Below are 18,189 nucleotides of genomic sequence, written 5' to 3'. Positions count from 1 at the left end.
TTCGTTCTCTTGATTTGGTCCTTTATCTTGATATCAAAGCTACCGTTTCCACGTGCCCCGTTCCCGGGAACATATTGACCGGCGTTGCTTCAATCAGTTCATATCCGGCTTTTGTCAAAATGCCCACATCCCGGGCCAATGTCGCGGGATCACAGGAGACGTACACAATTTTAGGGATGCGGCAGGCGACCAAGCTGTCGAGCAAAGTTCGCGCACAGCCCTTTCGCGGCGGATCGACAACAGCAACATCGGCGCGGCTGCCCTGTCTGATCTGCTCGGGCATCACGTCTTCTGCCTTGCCGCAGATAAAAGAAATATTCTGAACGTGGTTGCGCATCGCATTTTTGTGCGCATCCGCGACGGCTTCCGGCACGATCTCGACGCCGAGCACCTGTCCGGCGTCTTTAGCCATACAAATGCCGATGGTGCCTGTTCCGCAGTACAAGTCCCAGAGGGTTTCTTTCCCCGTCAATGCTGCATACACCTTGGCTTTTTCGTAAAGCCTTTCTGCCTGGACGGTATTAACCTGGAAAAAGGACTGGGGTGAAATGTTAAAGGTGTAGCCGCACAACGTTTCTTCGATAAACGCTTTCCCAGCTAAAAGCTCCGTCTTCGCTCCTAAAACGCGGTTGTTAGGCTTGGTGTGGATATTGAGCAAAAGACTTTTTAACTGCGGCAGGTTTTCAAAAATCTGCACCGTCTGTCTTTTCTGCTCGGACGATAACTCGTGACTGACAACCGGTACCACCATCGCATCGCCTTGGCGGTTCGTCCGAAGCAGAAAGCCGCGCACATCCCCACGCCGGCTTTTTTCATCGTAGGGTGTGAGTTTAAGCGTCGTCATCCATTTTTGGCACACCTCCATGACTGGTCCCAAAGGCCGCTTTTGATTCATGCAGTCGTCAATGGGCACCACCGCATGACTACCCTTTTGATAAAAGCCAATTCCCGCATCTGACACTTTAAGCTGTGCCTTATTGCGATAGCGGCATGGCCGCTCCATGCCAATAGTCGGCCGAACTTTCTCAGCCACATCTGTCAACCCGCCGATGTGTTTAAATGCGTTGATCACCGTCTGCCGTTTGAGCTCATTTTCGCAGGACGCCGTCAAATGCAGCCATTGACACCCGCCGCATTCCGGGAAAGCCGGACAATCCGGCGTTTTCCGGTTTTCTGAGTACGCGAGGATCCGACTCATCTTGCCTTTCAGATACTGCTGCTTGACCGCCGTCAATTCGGCTTCAACAGTCTCGCCGACAACTGCCCCATCGACAAAAAGGGCCTGCCCCTCAACGTGGCCGACCCCTTCTCCGCGCCGTGTCATATCGGAAATCGTCACTGTGAGATGATCGCCGACACGGTAATGATTTAATTTTTGATTCTTTTTCATTAATCTTCGTCTTTTTTTCCGCTCATTTCATAAATGGCCTGCCGGCGGAGCGCCGCCTTAATCGCAGCGAAAGTCTCATCACTGATAATGTGTTCAATGCCGCAGGCGTCATTTTCCGCAACTTCTGGCGAAACGTCGAGGAAGTTGCGAATAAACTGTGTAATCGTCACGTGCCGGTCGTAGACCACCTTCGCCGCCTGCAGTCCCGCATCTGTAAGATAAATCCGGCCGTAGCGTTCGTGGCGGACTAAACCGCGGTCTTTCATTTTCTTAACAGCATCGGTCGCACTGGCCTTGGTCACCCCCATCGCCTGGGCCAAATCGGTAATTCGCACACCCGTGTTGCTGCCGATATAATCTAAATAAATTTCTTCAAGATAATCTTCGATCGATTCTGTAAAACCCTTATTGGTTTTGCCGCTGATTTCAGGTTTATACACCATGTTATTTTCCTCCCTTACGGTTTCGACGGCTTCTTTTGTGTTGCTTTGGTCTTTGATTTTGAGGATGGATCAGGCATTTTCGCCCCGATCCGATTAAATCTTCCCGCCCGCATCTCTTCAGCGCCTCGATGACAAGACTTCTGTTCTTTGGATTTCGATATTGAAGCAGCGCGCGCTGCAGCCGCTTTTCGCGCCCCTTCGGAATATGAATGGGCTGAAACGATTCAAGATCGAGGCCCGTATAATACATTGCGGTCGCACGAGAACCCGGTGTCGGATAAAAATCCTGCACCTGTTCAGGCTCGAGATGATGATCGCGCAAATACTCTGCTAGCACCACAGCATCCTGCAATGTCGAACCAGGATGACTGGAAATAAAATACGGCACGACATATTGCTTTAAATGATGTTTTTCGCTGGCACGGTTAAATTTCTGAACAAATTGGTCGTACTGCTTGAATTTTGGCTTTCCCATGTAATGCAGCACGCGATCTGACAAATGTTCCGGCGCCACACGCAGCTGCCCGCTGACGTGGTGACACACCAATTCATTAAAAGCGGCGCGGGTGGGATCGGCCATCAAATAATCGTAGCGAATCCCCGAACGTACAAAAACCTTCCGAACTCCCGGAAGTTGCCGCAGCGCTTGAAGCATTTCGGCAAATTCGCTCTGATCGGCGTCAATATTGGGGCAAACCTCCGGAAACAGGCATTCCCGATTGGCGCAGGGGCCGGTCTTCAGCTGCTTCGCACAGGCCGGGTGCAAAAAATTAGCTGTCGGTCCGCCCACATCGTTAATAATGCCCTTGAAACGGGGATCCTGGGTCATCCGCTTCGCTTCGTTTAAAATCGATGCCCTGCTCCGGCTGGAGACGATCCGCCCTTGATGCATGCCGATCGCACAAAAGGCACAGCTGCCGAAGCATCCTCGATTGGACGTAATTGAAAAATGCATTTCCGACATGCCGGTGATTTCCGGTCCGCCGCCCAGCTGCTGATTCGTATAAGGCAGCTCATAAACATCGTCCATCTCCTGCGTAGTCAGCGGCAATTGCGGCGGATTCTGAACAAAATAACGCCCGCCGCAGGGCTGAACTGTCGGATGCGCCTTAAACGGATTGGCGCTTTTTTCAATTAAATTGGTCATTTCGGCAAAGGCACGCTTGCCCTCGCGAGTCGGCTCAGAAACCTTCTCGAAAGAAGGCAGCACGACCGCGTCGTCCGGGAGCTCTCGCGCCATGACACCCGTGCCGCGAATATAAGTGATTTGATCGATGGGCAGACCTGCATCAAGGGCTTCAGCGATCTCAGCTATCGCCTTCTCGCCCATGCCATAAACGAGCAAATCCGCACCTGAATCGAAAAGAATCGGCCGCCTGACCCGATTCTGCCAGTAATCGTAATGGGCAAAACGCCGCAGGCTGGCCTCGACGCCACCGACGACAATGGGCACACTGCCCCAAGCTTCCCGAATCCGCCCGCAGTAAGTGATCACAGCGCGGTCCGGACGCGCGCCGGTCTTGCCGCCTGGCGTATAAGCATCATCGTGTCTTCTTTTTTTATTGACCGTGTAATGGCAGACCATTGAGTCCATATTGCCAGATGAGACCAAAAAAGCCAAACGGGGCTGACCTAACACCTGAAAAGCATCGGAGCTGTCCCATTTCGGCTGGGCGATGACGCCCACGTGGTACCCCAAATCCGTCAAAACCCGGGCAATAATCGTCGGGCCAAAAGACGAATGGTCCACAAAAGCATCGCCCGAAACCAGAATAAAATCACAACATTCCCATTGAAGCGCTTGCATTTCCCGCTTATTTCTTGGAAATGGCATTTTTGCATCAATGGCTATTTTCGACGCATTCATGTTCAAATTATACCATACCCGGCAGGCCTATGCCAACATGCTGTAAAATCAAAACCATCACAATAAAAACAGCCTGTGTGATTTCAATCGTAAGCCCGATCGTGTCGCCTGTAATCCCGCCGATTTTGCGTTTGAGATCTGCCATCATGATCAGATTCAGGACGGCAGTGATGCCAAAAGCATAAGTCAAAATCGGTGCGATGCACCAAGCAGCCAGCGCGATCGCCGCGAGATAAATTGCCACGTGCCAGCCTTTCGTAATTTCTGTGATCCGTCTGCCAAGACCGCCGCCGCCCTCTGCATAACTTGAAAAGCAGCAGGTCTGAATCGCGCAGTACCGTCCAACTACCGGCATCAGCCAAAGCACTGCCAATAAGCCCTCGTCAATGATCGTACGGTAGCCAGTCCACATGGTCAGCATCAAAAGGATCAGCCCAATTGCTCCGAAAGAACCCAATCGGCTGTCCTTCATGATTTTCATCATCTTCTCGTGATCCCGCGCTGAAAAAACGGCGTCAATGGTGTCGGCGACGCCGTCGTAGTGCAGGCCGCCAGTCAGCCAGATATAAAAAATCAGCATCAGGATACTTGCCAGCTCTGGCATTCTAATCCAAGAGACGCACCAGCCAAAAGCCCAAAGCGCCGCGCCGATTACAACGCCGATAACTGGCATCAAAAGCATCGAATTGTAGAATTCATCCTCCGTCACGTTTTGAAGCTGAATCGGCAGCCGCGTGTAAAATGACAATCCGATTAAAAATTCGCGAAAAAATTTCAAACATTGCTCCTTTCTGTTTTATGGCGCAAAAAAACAAAAGACTGACGGTCGATTCCCCTCAGTCTTTATACGCCGCTTTACCTTATTTAATTTTCATTCATCTGGCATGCCAAACTTGTTTTCAATCAACGACGTCAAACGGTCCATCGCCGCTTTTTCATCGTCGCCGTTCACTTCAAGCAAAATTTCGTCGCCTTTTGAAACCGCCAAAATCATGACACCCATGATACTTTTGGCGTTCACACGGGTCGACCCTTTACTGATATAAATTTCACTCGAAAATTCATTTGCCGTCTGCACAAAAAGCGAAGCTGGTTTTGCGTGCAGCCCTGCCTTGTTCATTACCACTATATTTTTTGTAAGCATATTTCCACCCCTTATATATTCTGTCATCATCGATTATACACGATTTCATTATTTATTTCAAGCGAATTCGGGACTCTTTTTAATATTCGACAATATTTTCACAATTTCACGTCAATGGCATCAAAATACGTCCTGACCGTGTCCAAGTCCGGCAAAATCACTTCTGTCTTTGCCTTCATTTCTTCGTCCGGCCCTTTTAAATCCGGCACCATGATGGGCCGAAGCGCCGCCGCGTGCGCAGCGCGTATCCCATTGTAGGAGTCTTCGATCACAAATCCGTCTGTCGGTGCGATTGAAATGGTTTCGGCCGCTTTGAGAAAGATATCCGGCGCCGGCTTGCTGCGGGCGACCATATCGCCGCAGACTATCGCATCAAAATATTCAATAATTTTGGCATCTTCTAATTCTCGGCGCACCACTTCCTCGCGGGTTGACGACGCTAACGCAACCGGAACATTCCGCGATTTTAAATCCACCAAAAGACCTTTAACGCCTTTTTTTAACGGCAGCCCATGGTTTTCATCGTACCGTCGATAAAAGATTGCCCGCATTTCATCTTCATATTGATCAAATGGGAAATCGGCGCCGTAAAAATCGTCAAACTTCTTCCGCGTTGCCTGGAAATTCGTCCCAAGGCAGGCGATGATTACGTCCGCGATGTGAGGAATCTGATGCTTGGCAGCTACTTCCTGCCAGGCGTGAAGCACCTCCCGTTCAGAATCAAAAATGACGCCGTCCATGTCGAAAATTACGCCGGAAAACGGTGCAGGCGTTTTTGACAATGCCCTTTTTAGCGCGTATTCAGCGAATTCTGTGTCCGAAAAACAAACGGGTCCGATCTCAGTCTGGACCATTTGTCTTTTCTCACTATTCTGCATAAAAACCTCTTTCATTGATCTTGCCATCATTCCCGACATTTTGTTATAATATTTACACATTGGAGGAGAATCATGAACGAACCGAAAATAACTAAATCGATGGGCATTCTTGAAGCCGTCGAGCGCTATCCGGAGGCCCAGCGCTATTTCTTAATGGCTGGAATGTCTTGCTTCGGCTGTATGGCCGCACATTTTGAAAATATTGAAGAAGGTTGTCTTGCCCACGGCATTAACCCGGACGTCTTTGTCCGCAATCTCAATTTTTTCCTTTCCGGCGAAAAACCGACTGAAACCAATTTGCCCCGCAGCTGAATTCAAAACAACATTTAACCGCATCACTGCGGTTTTTTTATTGTCTGAATTCGTCCTGAACTTGAATGTTTTTCAAACGTTCGCCCGAAGCCTTTTCGCGAATGACTTTCAGCTCATCGATCGAAAACTGATACGTACTGCCGCAAAAATGGCAGCGCACTTCAATGGGCTCCCCATCTTGAATGATCTGATCCAGTTCTCGTACATTGAGCGCTGAAAGCGCTCGGCTCACCCGATCCTTCGAGCAGTCACAGACAAAGGCTGCCGTCTCTTTTCCCGTCCATTCCAAGTCCATTGGACCTAGAATCGCCTCAAGAATAGCCTCTGGCGTCATGCCCTTTTCCATCATTGCCGTGATCGAATCGATCTTAGCGATTTGATTTTCCAGGGTTGACACCACTTTTTCTTCCGCATTGGGCATCAGCTGGACAATAAAGCCGCCGGCATCTTCAACCGAACCGTCTTTCGCAACGCGAACGCCCAATCCAACCGCCGAAGGCGTCTGCTCTGAAACATTAAAATAATACGCAAGGTCTTCTGCAATTTCACCAGAAACCAAATTACAGATGCCGTTGTATGGTTCTTTAAGGCCCAAATCGCGGATTACCGTCAGGGTGCCCTTTCCAATCGCACCGCCAACGTCCAGTTTGCCTTGCGCGTTAATCGGCAAGTCCACGTAAGGGTCGACCGCGTAGCCTTTCACCTGGCCATGACGGTTAGCTGTCACTGTTAATCCCTTTGCCGGTCCGTCTCCGCTAATTTGAAGCGTCAAGACGTCATCGTCACCTTTCATCATCGACCCCATCATGGCACCCGCCGAGAGCAGCCGCCCCAGCGCTGCCGTCATCACCGGCGAGGTGTTGTGCAGGGTCCTCGCTTTTTCAACCAATTCGGTTGCATCAATGGCAAAAGCACGAATACTTGCATCCGCTGCCGTAGCCGTCACAATATAATCTGACATAAGCTTCACTTTCTTTTATACTAATAGACTTTGGCGTTTATTATATCAAAATGGAGAAAGAAATAAAGAAAAAATGGTCAAAATTCGGATTTGTACCCAAAATAGACCATTTCATATTCATTTCATGGCTGTATTTTCAAAAAATGACAACTTTTGAAATTAATTTTGATTTATTTACTTTTATTGTGCCGATTATCTCGGCTGCCCCGCCTCACATACCACACGGCCAGCAGCACGAAAGCACCAATCACGAGAATCCGCAATCCACTGTAAAGCGAAAATATTATCAGTGCTAACGCGATTAACAATTCAATCATTGGAATTATCCTTCGTGGTTCGGCCGCTTCGACGTCGGTCGGAGGGTCATGCCGATCTGACAGAGCAAAAGCCCATCACTGCTTTCAATATCAACGCGGTAAAGATCTGGGCGTACAGCCTTAAACTTCGCACTGATCACGTCGCCGTACCGCGCTTGTTCCTTGTACAAAACATCAAACGATGCCACTTCGACCTCAGCAATGATTTCCGGCGGAATGGTTTCAACCGTCCAGGCCAAATATCGGACATTGTTTACATGGCCATTGTAATCAATATCCAGATAGCGCACCGTAAACGTTCGGCTGCCGTCCCATTCCGATACCCGCTTGAGTCTCGGAATTTTGTATTTTTCATTCTCGTCTTTGAATTGATACACCTTGTTGATGGCTTCGTCGCCGACGCGAATGATATGATCCTTTTCAAAATCCATCATCATCCAATGAGACTGCCCATTGACTAGCACTTTACCATCAACGTCCTTGAGTACAAACCCTCGGTTGGCGATAAAGCCTTGTGCCGCACCTGCCCAGGTGCCGACCTGCACGGTTTGAAGGAATCGCGGGTATTCGAGAATTTCGATATGATATTTAACCACCATCCACGCCAAATGCATACGGTCCAACTCGTAGGGGCCGGCTTTTAAGGCCGCGCTGTGTTCCAACGCAATTTCCTGAAAATAATTTAATACACTGACGGGCGACGCGCAGTAATTTTGCAGACAATCGTAAGTGTATATTTTCTGGTTTTGATAGAAAATACGTGATTCTTCCAAATGTGCCTCCATTTTTTCTAAAATAGCCGATGAAAAAACCGTTGCGCCCGCAACGGCTCTGATCAAAGATTATAAACCTGGCACTGCATCTTTAAAGCAAACTAATTCTTTTTCAAAGGCTTCAGCATGATTTTGAATCTTCTGCCAGCTCTGTTTTTTATACGCCTGCGCAAGGCGAGACATCCCCGCGACGTAGCCCTCGTTTTCAACGAGATGCACCATCTGAGCCGCATGAAGGGTCTTTTGCGTATCAAGGCGTTCGCTCATCACGGCGACAATTTCATCCTGTCCAAGATGGAGCGCATGATTCATTGCGGCAATATCCGCGACAATCGCTTTTGCCCAATCGTGTGCCAGAATTTCCTTTCCGCCTCGATGAAGGATTAAGAAGCGGTCTTGCCCATGTTCTGCGATACGTCCGGCATTATCATCAGCTTCAGCCTGATCGCCGTCTTCACTGAGAGACGTCGTGGTCATACAATAGAGCAGCAATAAGTGCATAATGTTCATGTCGGTCTCGCTGATTCCGTAAGGGTCGAAAGGATTGAGATCCATCGTGCGCAGCTCAATATACATCACGCCTTCCTCAGCAAGCGACTGAATCCAATCTTCTTTCGGATGAACCGGTTTCAGCCGCGCCTGAGCGTAAAATTCTTTCGGTTCGGACAACTTTCCCTGTACCACAAATGTTTCCAAATCAGCAATAAAATGTTGAATGGTATCGTACCGGGGATAAAGGGCTTCATTGTTTTTGTACCCTGGCGATCCGCTGCGAAAAGAAATTCCCTTTTGGGAATATTGGCTGCCCCTGTCGTCAGGCCACGGCATCAGCTTCAGGCATTCTTCAATAAAGGAGTGATGCGCTGCGACTGAAGCCCCTGTCATATAGATTAAAAGCCATCGATAAGTCAGATAGTTTTTGGCAATTTTTAAATACAACTGATTTTTAAAGTATTGGCGCGTGAGCGTCCCGTCATCCTTTTTCGCCCTTTGATACAACTTTTCGACCGCATCTAAACCGAGCGAATAATTGAAATGAATGCCGGAAAACATTTGTTTCTTCGCGCCGTATTTTTTTGCCAGATTCTGGCGATAGCGCATTGCCTTTTCTGCCCCGGGAGCGCCGGAATAATGTGCAATCGGCACTTTTTTATCTTCTGGCAGGACACAGGGCACCGAGTTGGGCCAAAGGTATTCATCTGACGGCAGAACCGTATTGACCATATCGGTCAATGTGGCCAACACTTGGTACGCCTTTCGTATCGACGCGCACGGCGGCGTGACAATTTCAACCTGACTTTCTGAAAAATCTGTGGTAATGTACGGATTGGTCAGCTTATTGCCAAAAGCTGCCGGGTGAGGCGTCAGAGACAGTTGTCCGTTTGCATAAGCTCTCAATCCTTCCCGTTCAACGCCAAAGGAACCGGACAAAATCTCTTCCGGCGTCAGGGTTTCCTTTAACCTGTCAATCGTAAAAAATTCGTCTTTCATAACCTTCTGCCGCTTTGAATTGTGTTGAAGCCGCTAAAATCTGCAGATCGGTTAAATCCACGTATCTTTCGCTTTGACTCCTGTCCAGTATTTATCGATGTCGGTGTAGACGTATTCGATGGTTTCGCCTTCCCCGGCCTTCATCAAGCGCGCATTGGATGGATCCGGGATGGTTTCCTTAATCTGCGATTTTTTGACGTAATATCTGCCGAGTATTTCCTTAGCGCGTTCCGCTAATTCTTCTTTATCTGTTCCAGAAAAGGCTTCAATTTCCGGCAAATCCGGAAAACGGCAGGTGATTGCATCACCTTCTTGTTTGTAAATAGCTGGGTAAATTTTTAACATGATCTTTCCTTTCTAAGATATTAATGGTCAATACATTGATTATTGAATGATTTGCTTTGCCTGATCGAGGGCAGAAGCGATAACAGCATCCATATCGTAATACTTATACTCACCGAGACGGCCGCCAAAAACAACATGATCTTCGTTGTCCCCCAATGCCTTGTACTGTTTGTAAAGTGCACTGTTTTTGTCATCATTCACCGGGTAATACGGCTCATCCCCAGGCTGCCACTCTGATGAATACTCTCTGGAGATTACAGTTTTGGGTAGATCCTGTCCCTTTTCGTCCTTTCCAAACTCGAACCACTTGTGCTCGATGATCCGTGTCCATGGGGTCTCTGCGTCGGTGTAATTGACCGCAGCATTGCCCTGGAAATTGTCACTGTCTAAGAGTTCCGTTTCGAAGCGAACCGAACGGTATTCCAAATGTCCCAATTTGTAATCGAAATAGGCGTCAATCGGCCCTGTATAAATGACCTGATCGGCCATTGCGTTGAAGGCTTCTCGATTTTCAAGATAATCCGTGTTCAGTTCAATGCGGTCCACATCTGCGATCATGTTTTCAACCATGCGCGTGTACCCGCCGATTGGGATCCCCTGATGCAGGGCATTGAAATAATTGTTGTCAAAAGTCAGGCGGACCGGCAGGCGTTTGATGATAAACGCCGGCAGTTCTGTGCACGGGCGGCCCCACTGTTTTTCGGTGTAGCCTTTGATCAGTTTTTCGTAGATGTCTGTGCCGACCAGACTGATCGCCTGTTCTTCCAGATTCTTCGGTTCCGTAATGCCCGCTTCTTTTCGCTGGGCTTCAATTTTTGCTGCGGCCTCCTGCGGTGTTACGACCCCCCACATTTTGTTGAAGGTGTACATATTGAAGGGCAGCGAGTAAAGTTCACCCTTATAATTGGCAACCGGCGAATTCGTAAACCGGTTAAAAGTTGCGAAACGGTTGACGTATTGCCAAACTGCTTCGTTGTTGGTGTGGAAAATGTGCGCGCCGTATTCGTGAACGTGAATGCCTTCAACCTTTTTGGTGTAGACATTGCCGGCGATATTGGGCCGTTTGTCGATCATCATCACCGTCTTGCCCGCTGCCTTCGCTTCGTGCGCGAAGACGGCGCCGTACAAGCCCGTTCCAACAATCAAATAATCGTATTTCATGCTGTTCTCCAAAACTCGTAATTTACGCTATATCAAGCTCATCAAACCCGAAACTGCTCCAATCACAAGCGCAATTCCTAGAAGTCCGACGAATAATCTGATCAGGCAGCCTGTCAGCTTCAATTCAATTCTGATCACAATTAACGCAATGAGGACTGCCACAATATAAGAAATAACGTTGCTCATATTATAACACTTTCTTTACAATTCACAAATTGACATTAACGCTTATGAACAATTTCTTTTGAATTTTTCACAATGCTGTCCGGCGGGATCACCCCGCGGACCGAAGTTGTCGGGTACACGTTGGAGTGAGGGCCGATGACCGTTCCAGGATTGAGCACCGCGTTGCAGCCCACTTCGACGTAATCGCCCAGCATGGCACCGAATTTCTTCCGGCCCGTTTCAATATTGGTGCCGCCGTCGTGGACCCACACATTCTGGCGATCAGCCTTGACATTTGACGTGATCGATCCAGCACCCATATGAGCATGAAAACCCAAAATGCTATCCCCGACGTAATTATAATGCGGGGTTTCAACGTTGTCGAACAAAATAACATTCTTAAGTTCCACGGAGTTGCCCACCACACAGTTTTCTCCAACCAGCGCTGATTCTCGGATAAACGCACCATGGCGCACCTGGGTGTGAGCGCCGATAATACACGGCGCGCCGATATAGGCTGACGGAAAAACCTCAGCTGTTTTGTGAATCCAAACCCCGTCCTGTGGATGATCGTATTCATCTTGGGACAGCGTTTCACCTATTTGATATATTAAATCTTTAATTCCCGCGAGCGCCTCCCACGGATAGGTGAAGCCTTTGAGATATGCCGCGGCCTGCGTGTGGGTTAAATCATAAAGTTCTTCGATTTTAATCATTTGTTTTCTCCTATCGACGTCTGTAACGCCGTGAATTACGATTTGTCGTCTTTTCCGTTGGACTACTTTGCCGCTGTTGATTGAGCAGCCGGGCAATTTCTGCGGCCTGCGCATTGGATGATTGCGCCCGGCTTGATGTTTGGTTCTTCCGATTCGTCGTCAGTGGCGTCCGCTGCACAGCTGCGCGGCGGCTGGCCGCTCTCCGGGATATTTGTACACCGGGCCGCGACGGCGCCCCACCGATAATCGATTCGATTTCTGAAATTGGAATATGCCGCGTGTTGGCCGTCAAGAAATCCTTGTCGTGTTCAGTGGCGAACAACGCAACGCCCAATGCCAGCCAAAACGTATTGTAATTAATCCCTAAGATTAATTGGTCGATAATGGCATAAAGCGTATAGGCGGTTGACACAAAGAGCAGATAATACTCGCCTCGTTTATACATCTTCCAAAGGCCGTAAATGACGACAGCCATAAAGAGCACGCTGAAGATGATTCCATATTCCTGCAAAACTAATATGTATAAGGAATCAATAAAATTGTAGCCCGGATTAAACACACCTCCGGCCGTTGACATTGGAAATGACCGCGGCCACCACTTAATCCCTCTGGTTAAAAGCGACGTGTGTTCCAGACGCAGCCGCCCCGATAACGTATCATTTAACTGCGACCATTTTGGGATGTTGGCATCGTAGTGATAGCCCATCCACAGGCAAATGCCCCCGAAAATCAGCGGCGAGACGACCATGAACAGCCATAGGGGTTTCATTTTCTCTGCCGGAATCGTCCGGTATTCCGAAATATATGCAAAGGCCATAACCAAAAGGGTCAAGTAAAAGGGCAATCTGGAATCCGTCATAATGAAAAGCGCGATATTAGCCGGCAGCAAGGTCAATAATTCTATTTTGCCCAGCTTTTCTTTTCGGATGTAAACGACCAGGGCGCTGATATTAAATAATAGCGTCGGTCCAAACGACGCGTAGCGGAATCCCACCCAATGCCTCGGCCGCGCCACGTAAGAATCGAAATGATTCTCGATGATGCCAAAAAATGAGCTGAACACAATCACGGCGAGCAGGATCGAACTGATCACAATGGTCAATTTCACCACTTTTTCAAAATCAATATCCCGGGCGCAAATGATAAAGGCAACAATCCAGGTAACATGATCGGTCACCACGTCCCCGATTGTAAAGTTGATCACCAATAAAAACGTAAACCCCAGTAGGACACCTAATTTTTCATTGGTTGATCGCGGTGTATTGATAATTTCCTTACACATCAGCAAAAGAATACTGAATGTTAATAATTGTGTCCCAATCGTAAATTGGTGGTCGACGACAAAGAAAGAGGTATTGATAATCGAAACGAACAAATAGACGCTGTAAGAAATATAAAACAGCCAGCTGTTCAAATCTGTGTTGACAAAACGAATGAGTTTATCTTTCATTTCTACCACGTTTTCACAAAGGCCTGGAGCTTTTTGATGGATTTCACTTCGCTGCGGTCAGAACCTGTCACTTTGTAATATTTCGGTGTGCCCTCGCGGTTTTCAACTAAGGCACTTTTGCCATCAATATTGAACGCAATGGACGTGCAATAATTGTCTTGGTCAAAACCGAAAACCACCGACGGAGTTGACGCATCCTTGGCCGTTACCGTAATCTTGTGATTAGCTTGATCGCCGGTTGTGGTAAAGCTTGCAGTGTCCAAGTCGTTCAAAGATTCCAGCGTTTCGTCGTAAGAGCGGCTTTCTGCTACGACCCCTTGATTTTTCATGAACACATTCTGAAAAAGCGCAGTTTGTTCATACTGATGACTGGCCGCATTCGCGGATGTTTTCGATTTTTTCGTTGTCGCAGCGGATGGCTGCCCGCACCCTGCCAGGACTAAAACCAAAGCCGTCATCAATCCGATTGTCCAAAGTTTCGATCTTTTCAACATCATTTTTTTCTCCTTATCTCCTTTTTTCTGCCGATCGCTCTTTTAGGAATTATGATTCGGAAAATCATATAACCCAAAAATGTCCCGAGCGTATTATTAAAAATATCATCGAATTCAAACATGCCGCAATGAAAAACGTATTGCATCATTTCTATAGATAATGAGCAAAAAAATCCAAATAACAGCGTTTGAACAAAACAGCGCTTTCCCTTTGCCAGCGGCAGCAAAAATCCCACCGGCATCAGCATCGCGATATTGAGAAAGATCTGTTTGGCGTAGTACCAGCTGTGCATGGCCATCATGCTGCGGTATTCCCAAAATAGATTGAGGTTGGCCTGTGAAGTTGCCGTCGGCACTCGGGAAAAAACCGTCGAACCGAACATCAGATACAAATACAGGACCAGCAACCATCCGAAAATCAATTGACTGAGTCGAATCTTGTGCCGCGCACACCGCACGATTCCCCAGATCAATGCGACAGTGAGAATGAGTACCCCCACCCGCACCATGTTCGGCGTCCAAACCGGATGATAACCTTCCCAGACGTTGCCAGCCCACGCCTTTAAATCCGTCCGCTGCAACTTCGCGGCCAAGGTGTTGAGGCCGCGGGTCAGCAGATCAAAAAAATGCATCATGCTCAATTTCCCTGCCTATCTAAACTTTGTTTTTGCATTATAGATAATTTTATTCAATGCTTTCTGAATCAAGACCGATTCTTTTCAAAAAAAAAGCTCTTCCGAAGAAGAGCGTAATCTTAAAATGGAGCGGAAGACGAGATTTGAACTCGCGACCCTCGCCATGGCAAGGCGATGCTCTACCACTGAGCCACTTCCGCATCGATGGTGCGAGGAAAGGGATTCGAACCCTCACCGCTGTATAAGGAGCGACAGGTCCCTCAAACCTGCGTGTCTGCCTGTTCCACCATCCTCGCAATCATTGTTCCGTTCACAACAGAACAATATTTATTATAGCTGATTTTTTTTAAATTGCAAGTCTTTTTTCAATTTTTGTTAAATTTTATCAGCATGATGTTTTTTTCTAGTATCGACGCGTCCCGGCTGTTGTCGATCACGAGATCTGCTCGGCGAATCATCTCTTGATCATCCATCTGCAAATCGAGCATTCGGCATGCTAAATCCCGCTCGATTTGATCGCGCGCGACAATGCGGTCGATTCGCGTCGTTTTCCGGCACACCACGACCACGATCTGATCCACGTATTGTTCCTGATGGGTCTGAAAAAACATCGGACAGTCGTAAATGACCACCGGTGCCCCCTGACAGCGGTGCGCCGCAATCGCGTCAAGAATTTCCTGCTGCAAAATCGGATACTGAATCGCCTCGAGCTGCTTTTTAACTGCTGCATCTTCGGCCATCCTTTGGCGCAGCAGTCCACGGTTCAACTCGCCCGCTTCTGTCAGCACCTCTTGACCAAAGGCTTCAACAAGCTTGGGCAGGGCTTTGCCGCCAGGCGCTGTGATTTGATGCGCCATCTCGTCTGCATCCACGATCGGCCAGTGAAACCGATGATGCAGCATTTTGGATACGGTGCTTTTTCCTGAACCGATTCCCCCGGTCAACCCGACGACAATCGTTTTTGCATTATTTAATGGCATACCACGACTCTCCTTGATGTGCGTCGACCACCAGCGGCACTGCCAGCTGCACCGTGTTTTCCATTTCTTCAATGAGCAGTGCTAAGACGTCATCTGCTTCGTCCTTCGGCGCATCGATGATCAATTCGTCGTGAATTTGAAGAATCAGATGCGAGCGAAAGCTTTCTTTCTGAAGTCGGCGATACACATGAATCATGGCCATCTTCATAATATCCGCCGCTGTCCCCTGAATCGGGGTGTTCAACGCAATGCGCTCGCCGCTTTTACGGATCATGCCGTTGCGAGACTGAATTTCCGGGATATTGCGTCTGCGTCCAAATAGTGTCGTCACGTATCCCTTTTCCCTTGCTTCCTCGACAATGCCTTCCATATAGGCCTGTACCTTGGGATAGCGGGCAAAATACATATCAATGTAATTCTGAGCCTGCTGGCGGCCGATGCCCAGCTCTTTTCCGAGGCTGAAGGCCTGCTTGCCGTAAATCAATCCGAAATTTATCGCTTTCGCGTGACTGCGCTGTTCCCGCGTGACGGCTTCCAAGGGTACACCGAAAATTTCAGAGGCCGTTCTCGCGTGGATGTCCTCTTTTCGAATGAAAGCATCAATCAAATTTTGATCCCCTGTCAAATGAGCCAGCACCCGCAATTCGATTTGCGAATAATCCGCGTCAAGAAGTGTGCGGTCCTCTCCCTCTGGAATAAAAACCTTCCGGATTTCCCGTCCTAAATCCGTACGGACTGGAATATTCTGCAGGTTGGGATCTGAAGATGAGATGCGTCCAGTTGCCGTGACCGTTTGATTAAAATGCGAATAGACCCGATGGGTTTGCGGATCGACATACTTAATCAATCCCGCGCCGTAGGTCGAATCCAATTTCGTAATCGTCCGGTATTCCAAAATATCTGGCACGATGTCGTGATACGGCGCCAACTGCTCAAGCACTTCAACCGAAGTCGAGTATCCGGTTTTGGTCTTTTTGATAGCTGGCAGCTGCAGCTCTTCGAACAGAATTTGTCCAAGCTGTTTCGTCGAATTGATATTAAACGTCTGGCCCGCTTCGTCGTAAATTTTATCGGTTAATTCGTGGATACGGGTTTCAAATGTTTGGGACAGCGCTTTCAGCTGGTCCACGTCGATTTGAAAACCGACGCTTTCCATGCTGGCGAGCACCGCGATTAAAGGCATCTCAATGTCGCGGTACAGCTGGGTCATGCCCGCTTCTTCCAGACACGTCCCTAACTCTTCCTGCAGGTCGACTAAGGCCTGACATTCCGCTGCCATCTGAGCACGCATAACGCCTGGCTCAATTTCGGCAAGCTTCTTGCGTTTTTTCCCTTTTCCAAATAGCGTCTCTTCATCGACAATCTGCCGGTCGAGATATTTTAGCGCCAGATCCGACAAATCGTAACGGCGGTCTGTTGGCTCGAGCAGATAAGCAGCAATATACGAATCAAACCCTAGATTCCCCAGCTGAGCGCCATAGGTTTCAAAATCGTGAATCAGCGTTTTTAAATCGTGACCGGTGACGGCTAAGGCATCTGCATTGGGCAGGTCGTCAAATTCGCTGATAAACCGCGCAATCAGTTTCGGATCGTCAAGCACCCAAATCTTTTTGAAATCACTAAAAGCCAAATAAGCGCAGTCGTCTTCTTTTCGAAAATGAATTGCAATACGGTCCAGCTTGGACAGCTGCAGCTGAACAAAATACAGATCTTTTTCCGAATCAATACTTGAAAACGGTACGGAAACACTTGCAACTTGATCTGTCGCAGCGCTTTCTTGCCCGCGTGTGCGCTCGATACTTCGAATGATGGACGAAAATTCCAGTTCTTTCAGCGTCTCCATGACCTCAGGATTAAACAAATCCCGCATCTTCATCGCGTCTTCGTCGATTTCAATGGGCGCCTGGATATCGATTCGGCCGAGAAACAGACTCAAATAGGCGCTGTCCTTTCCCGCTTCAACTTTTTCTTTCTGTTTGCCTTTTAAATCGTCAAGATGGGCGTATAGGCCATCTACGGTTTTATATTTTTTTACAAACTTGAGCGCCGTCTTTTCGCCAATCCCCTTAATCCCCGGAATATTGTCCGAGGTGTCGCCCATCAACGCCTTGACTTGAATGAGTTCAATCGGAGCGATGCCGTATTTTTCGTCGATGGCTGCCGGATCAATTTCTTCAAATTGCGAGCCGCTGCGCGTCGTCGTGTAGAGAATATGGATGTTATCTTCGACCAATTGGAACGAATCCCGATCCCCGGTGATGATCTGTGCTAAAACCGGGTCTGACTTGTGTGCGAAATGCTTAGACACTGTTCCGACAATGTCGTCAGCTTCATAACCCGCCAATGTCAACACTGGCACCTGCATCTCGGCCAGCAGTTTTTTCATCAGATCCAGCTGCGTGATCAGCTCTTCGGCCATCTTGTCCCGCCCTGCCTTGTATCCGTCGTACTGCTTGTGACGAAAAGTTGGCTCCGGCAAATCGAAAGCCACGGCAAGATAATCTGGGCGCATTTCAGTTTGAATCTGCTGAAGCAGTTTGACAAAACCATAAATGGCATTGGTCGGCACACCTTTGGTGCTGGCCATCCCGCGGATGCCGTAAAACATCCGAAACAATATGCTGTTGCCGTCAATTAAAATCGCCTTCTGTTGTGCATCCATTCTCT

General features: G+C 48.3%; 18 protein-coding genes and 2 tRNA genes. 1 reads left to right on the top strand and 19 read right to left on the bottom strand.

All coding sequences use genetic code 11. From position 1 onward, the window contains the following. Positions 1-22: 22 nt before the first annotated feature. The 6 genes from rlmD to FYJ52_RS04225 all read right to left on the bottom strand — a co-directional run bounded on the left by rlmD (position 23) and on the right by FYJ52_RS04225 (position 5,722). The gene (gene rlmD, locus FYJ52_RS04250; RefSeq protein WP_154576020.1) at positions 23-1,390 is read right to left on the bottom strand and encodes a 23S rRNA (uracil(1939)-C(5))-methyltransferase RlmD; all 1,368 of its coding nucleotides are present in this window, start codon (positions 1,388-1,390) and stop codon (positions 23-25) included. Further along, positions 1,390-1,833, bottom strand: a complete 444-nt coding sequence (locus FYJ52_RS04245; protein ID WP_154576019.1) for a metal-dependent transcriptional regulator — start codon at positions 1,831-1,833, stop codon at positions 1,390-1,392. The genes rlmD and FYJ52_RS04245 overlap by 1 nt, the downstream gene beginning before the upstream one ends. Position 1,834: 1 nt before the next feature. Then, a complete protein-coding gene (locus tag FYJ52_RS04240) occupies positions 1,835-3,667 on the bottom strand; it encodes a YgiQ family radical SAM protein (RefSeq protein ID WP_205960755.1) in 1,833 nt (610 codons plus the stop codon). 40 nt (positions 3,668-3,707) lie between these two features. Next, on the bottom strand, positions 3,708-4,478 hold the full coding sequence (cobS, locus tag FYJ52_RS04235) for an adenosylcobinamide-GDP ribazoletransferase (protein ID WP_154576017.1): 771 nt from the start codon (positions 4,476-4,478) through the stop codon (positions 3,708-3,710). Positions 4,479-4,571: 93 nt separating this feature from the next. Then, positions 4,572-4,844, bottom strand: coding sequence for an HPr family phosphocarrier protein (locus FYJ52_RS04230; protein WP_154576016.1), 273 nt, complete (start codon positions 4,842-4,844; stop codon positions 4,572-4,574). A 98-nt stretch (positions 4,845-4,942) separates the two neighbouring features. Then, positions 4,943-5,722 (bottom strand): HAD family hydrolase, encoded by a 780-nt coding sequence (locus tag FYJ52_RS04225; protein WP_235901530.1) that lies wholly within the window; start codon positions 5,720-5,722, stop codon positions 4,943-4,945. Between the two features lie 72 nt (positions 5,723-5,794). Here FYJ52_RS04225 and FYJ52_RS04220 point away from each other — a divergent pair, with 72 nt between their 5' ends. After that, positions 5,795-6,034 (top strand): DUF1858 domain-containing protein, encoded by a 240-nt coding sequence (locus FYJ52_RS04220; protein ID WP_154576015.1) that lies wholly within the window; start codon positions 5,795-5,797, stop codon positions 6,032-6,034. Positions 6,035-6,071: 37 nt separating this feature from the next. Here FYJ52_RS04220 and hslO read toward each other — a convergent pair whose 3' ends face one another. From hslO to polA, 13 genes are all read right to left on the bottom strand, one after another. Further along, the gene (hslO, locus tag FYJ52_RS04215; RefSeq protein WP_154576014.1) at positions 6,072-6,995 is read right to left on the bottom strand and encodes an Hsp33 family molecular chaperone HslO; all 924 of its coding nucleotides are present in this window, start codon (positions 6,993-6,995) and stop codon (positions 6,072-6,074) included. Between the two features lie 322 nt (positions 6,996-7,317). Next, positions 7,318-8,085 (bottom strand): acyl-[acyl-carrier-protein] thioesterase, encoded by a 768-nt coding sequence (locus tag FYJ52_RS04210; protein ID WP_205960754.1) that lies wholly within the window; start codon positions 8,083-8,085, stop codon positions 7,318-7,320. A 69-nt stretch (positions 8,086-8,154) separates the two neighbouring features. Next, the gene (locus tag FYJ52_RS04205) at positions 8,155-9,576 is read right to left on the bottom strand and encodes a glutamate--cysteine ligase (protein WP_154576012.1); all 1,422 of its coding nucleotides are present in this window, start codon (positions 9,574-9,576) and stop codon (positions 8,155-8,157) included. A gap of 51 nt (positions 9,577-9,627) precedes the next feature. Further along, complete coding sequence (locus tag FYJ52_RS04200) at positions 9,628-9,921, bottom strand: HicB family protein (protein WP_154576011.1); 294 nt, start codon at positions 9,919-9,921, stop codon at positions 9,628-9,630. A 39-nt stretch (positions 9,922-9,960) separates the two neighbouring features. Then, the gene (gene glf / locus FYJ52_RS04195; protein ID WP_154576010.1) at positions 9,961-11,082 is read right to left on the bottom strand and encodes a UDP-galactopyranose mutase; all 1,122 of its coding nucleotides are present in this window, start codon (positions 11,080-11,082) and stop codon (positions 9,961-9,963) included. A 221-nt stretch (positions 11,083-11,303) separates the two neighbouring features. Beyond that, entirely contained in the window at positions 11,304-11,963 is a 660-nt protein-coding gene (locus tag FYJ52_RS04190) for an acyltransferase (RefSeq protein ID WP_154576009.1), read from the bottom strand. A gap of 10 nt (positions 11,964-11,973) precedes the next feature. After that, entirely contained in the window at positions 11,974-13,413 is a 1,440-nt protein-coding gene (locus tag FYJ52_RS04185) for a hypothetical protein (RefSeq protein WP_154576008.1), read from the bottom strand. 2 nt (positions 13,414-13,415) lie between these two features. After that, entirely contained in the window at positions 13,416-13,910 is a 495-nt protein-coding gene (locus FYJ52_RS04180; RefSeq protein ID WP_154576007.1) for a hypothetical protein, read from the bottom strand. Continuing rightward, positions 13,907-14,542 (bottom strand): VanZ family protein, encoded by a 636-nt coding sequence (locus FYJ52_RS04175; RefSeq protein WP_154576006.1) that lies wholly within the window; start codon positions 14,540-14,542, stop codon positions 13,907-13,909. Before FYJ52_RS04175 ends, FYJ52_RS04180 begins: the two co-directional genes overlap by 4 nt. Before the next feature lie 125 nt (positions 14,543-14,667). After that, positions 14,668-14,742: transfer RNA gene (locus tag FYJ52_RS04170), tRNA-Gly, on the bottom strand. A gap of 5 nt (positions 14,743-14,747) precedes the next feature. Continuing rightward, positions 14,748-14,838: transfer RNA gene (locus FYJ52_RS04165), tRNA-Leu, on the bottom strand. A 69-nt stretch (positions 14,839-14,907) separates the two neighbouring features. Next, complete coding sequence (gene coaE / locus FYJ52_RS04160; RefSeq protein ID WP_154576005.1) at positions 14,908-15,522, bottom strand: dephospho-CoA kinase; 615 nt, start codon at positions 15,520-15,522, stop codon at positions 14,908-14,910. Beyond that, on the bottom strand, positions 15,509-18,184 hold the full coding sequence (polA, locus tag FYJ52_RS04155) for a DNA polymerase I (RefSeq protein WP_154576004.1): 2,676 nt from the start codon (positions 18,182-18,184) through the stop codon (positions 15,509-15,511). The genes coaE and polA overlap by 14 nt, the downstream gene beginning before the upstream one ends. Positions 18,185-18,189: the final 5 nt, after the last annotated feature.

Origin of the sequence: Pseudoramibacter porci (assembly GCF_009696145.1) — a bacterium.
Taxonomy (GTDB): domain Bacteria; phylum Bacillota; class Clostridia; order Eubacteriales; family Eubacteriaceae; genus Pseudoramibacter; species Pseudoramibacter porci.
This window is presented reverse-complemented; position numbering and strand designations above follow the sequence as displayed.

Coding starts and splice junctions, on each gene's coding strand:
- rlmD (WP_154576020.1), bottom strand. CDS start 1,390: ATGAAAAAGAATCAAAAATTAAATCATTACCGTGTCGGCGATCATCTC.
- FYJ52_RS04245 (WP_154576019.1), bottom strand. CDS start 1,833: ATGGTGTATAAACCTGAAATCAGCGGCAAAACCAATAAGGGTTTTACA.
- FYJ52_RS04240 (WP_205960755.1), bottom strand. CDS start 3,667: ATGCCATTTCCAAGAAATAAGCGGGAAATGCAAGCGCTTCAATGGGAA.
- FYJ52_RS04230 (WP_154576016.1), bottom strand. CDS start 4,844: ATGCTTACAAAAAATATAGTGGTAATGAACAAGGCAGGGCTGCACGCA.
- FYJ52_RS04225 (WP_235901530.1), bottom strand. CDS start 5,722: ATGCAGAATAGTGAGAAAAGACAAATGGTCCAGACTGAGATCGGACCC.
- FYJ52_RS04220 (WP_154576015.1), top strand. CDS start 5,795: ATGAACGAACCGAAAATAACTAAATCGATGGGCATTCTTGAAGCCGTC.
- hslO (WP_154576014.1), bottom strand. CDS start 6,995: ATGTCAGATTATATTGTGACGGCTACGGCAGCGGATGCAAGTATTCGT.
- FYJ52_RS04205 (WP_154576012.1), bottom strand. CDS start 9,576: ATGAAAGACGAATTTTTTACGATTGACAGGTTAAAGGAAACCCTGACG.
- FYJ52_RS04200 (WP_154576011.1), bottom strand. CDS start 9,921: ATGTTAAAAATTTACCCAGCTATTTACAAACAAGAAGGTGATGCAATC.
- glf (WP_154576010.1), bottom strand. CDS start 11,082: ATGAAATACGATTATTTGATTGTTGGAACGGGCTTGTACGGCGCCGTC.
- FYJ52_RS04190 (WP_154576009.1), bottom strand. CDS start 11,963: ATGATTAAAATCGAAGAACTTTATGATTTAACCCACACGCAGGCCGCG.
- FYJ52_RS04185 (WP_154576008.1), bottom strand. CDS start 13,413: ATGAAAGATAAACTCATTCGTTTTGTCAACACAGATTTGAACAGCTGG.
- FYJ52_RS04180 (WP_154576007.1), bottom strand. CDS start 13,910: ATGATGTTGAAAAGATCGAAACTTTGGACAATCGGATTGATGACGGCT.
- FYJ52_RS04175 (WP_154576006.1), bottom strand. CDS start 14,542: ATGATGCATTTTTTTGATCTGCTGACCCGCGGCCTCAACACCTTGGCC.
- coaE (WP_154576005.1), bottom strand. CDS start 15,522: ATGCCATTAAATAATGCAAAAACGATTGTCGTCGGGTTGACCGGGGGA.
- polA (WP_154576004.1), bottom strand. CDS start 18,184: ATGGATGCACAACAGAAGGCGATTTTAATTGACGGCAACAGCATATTG.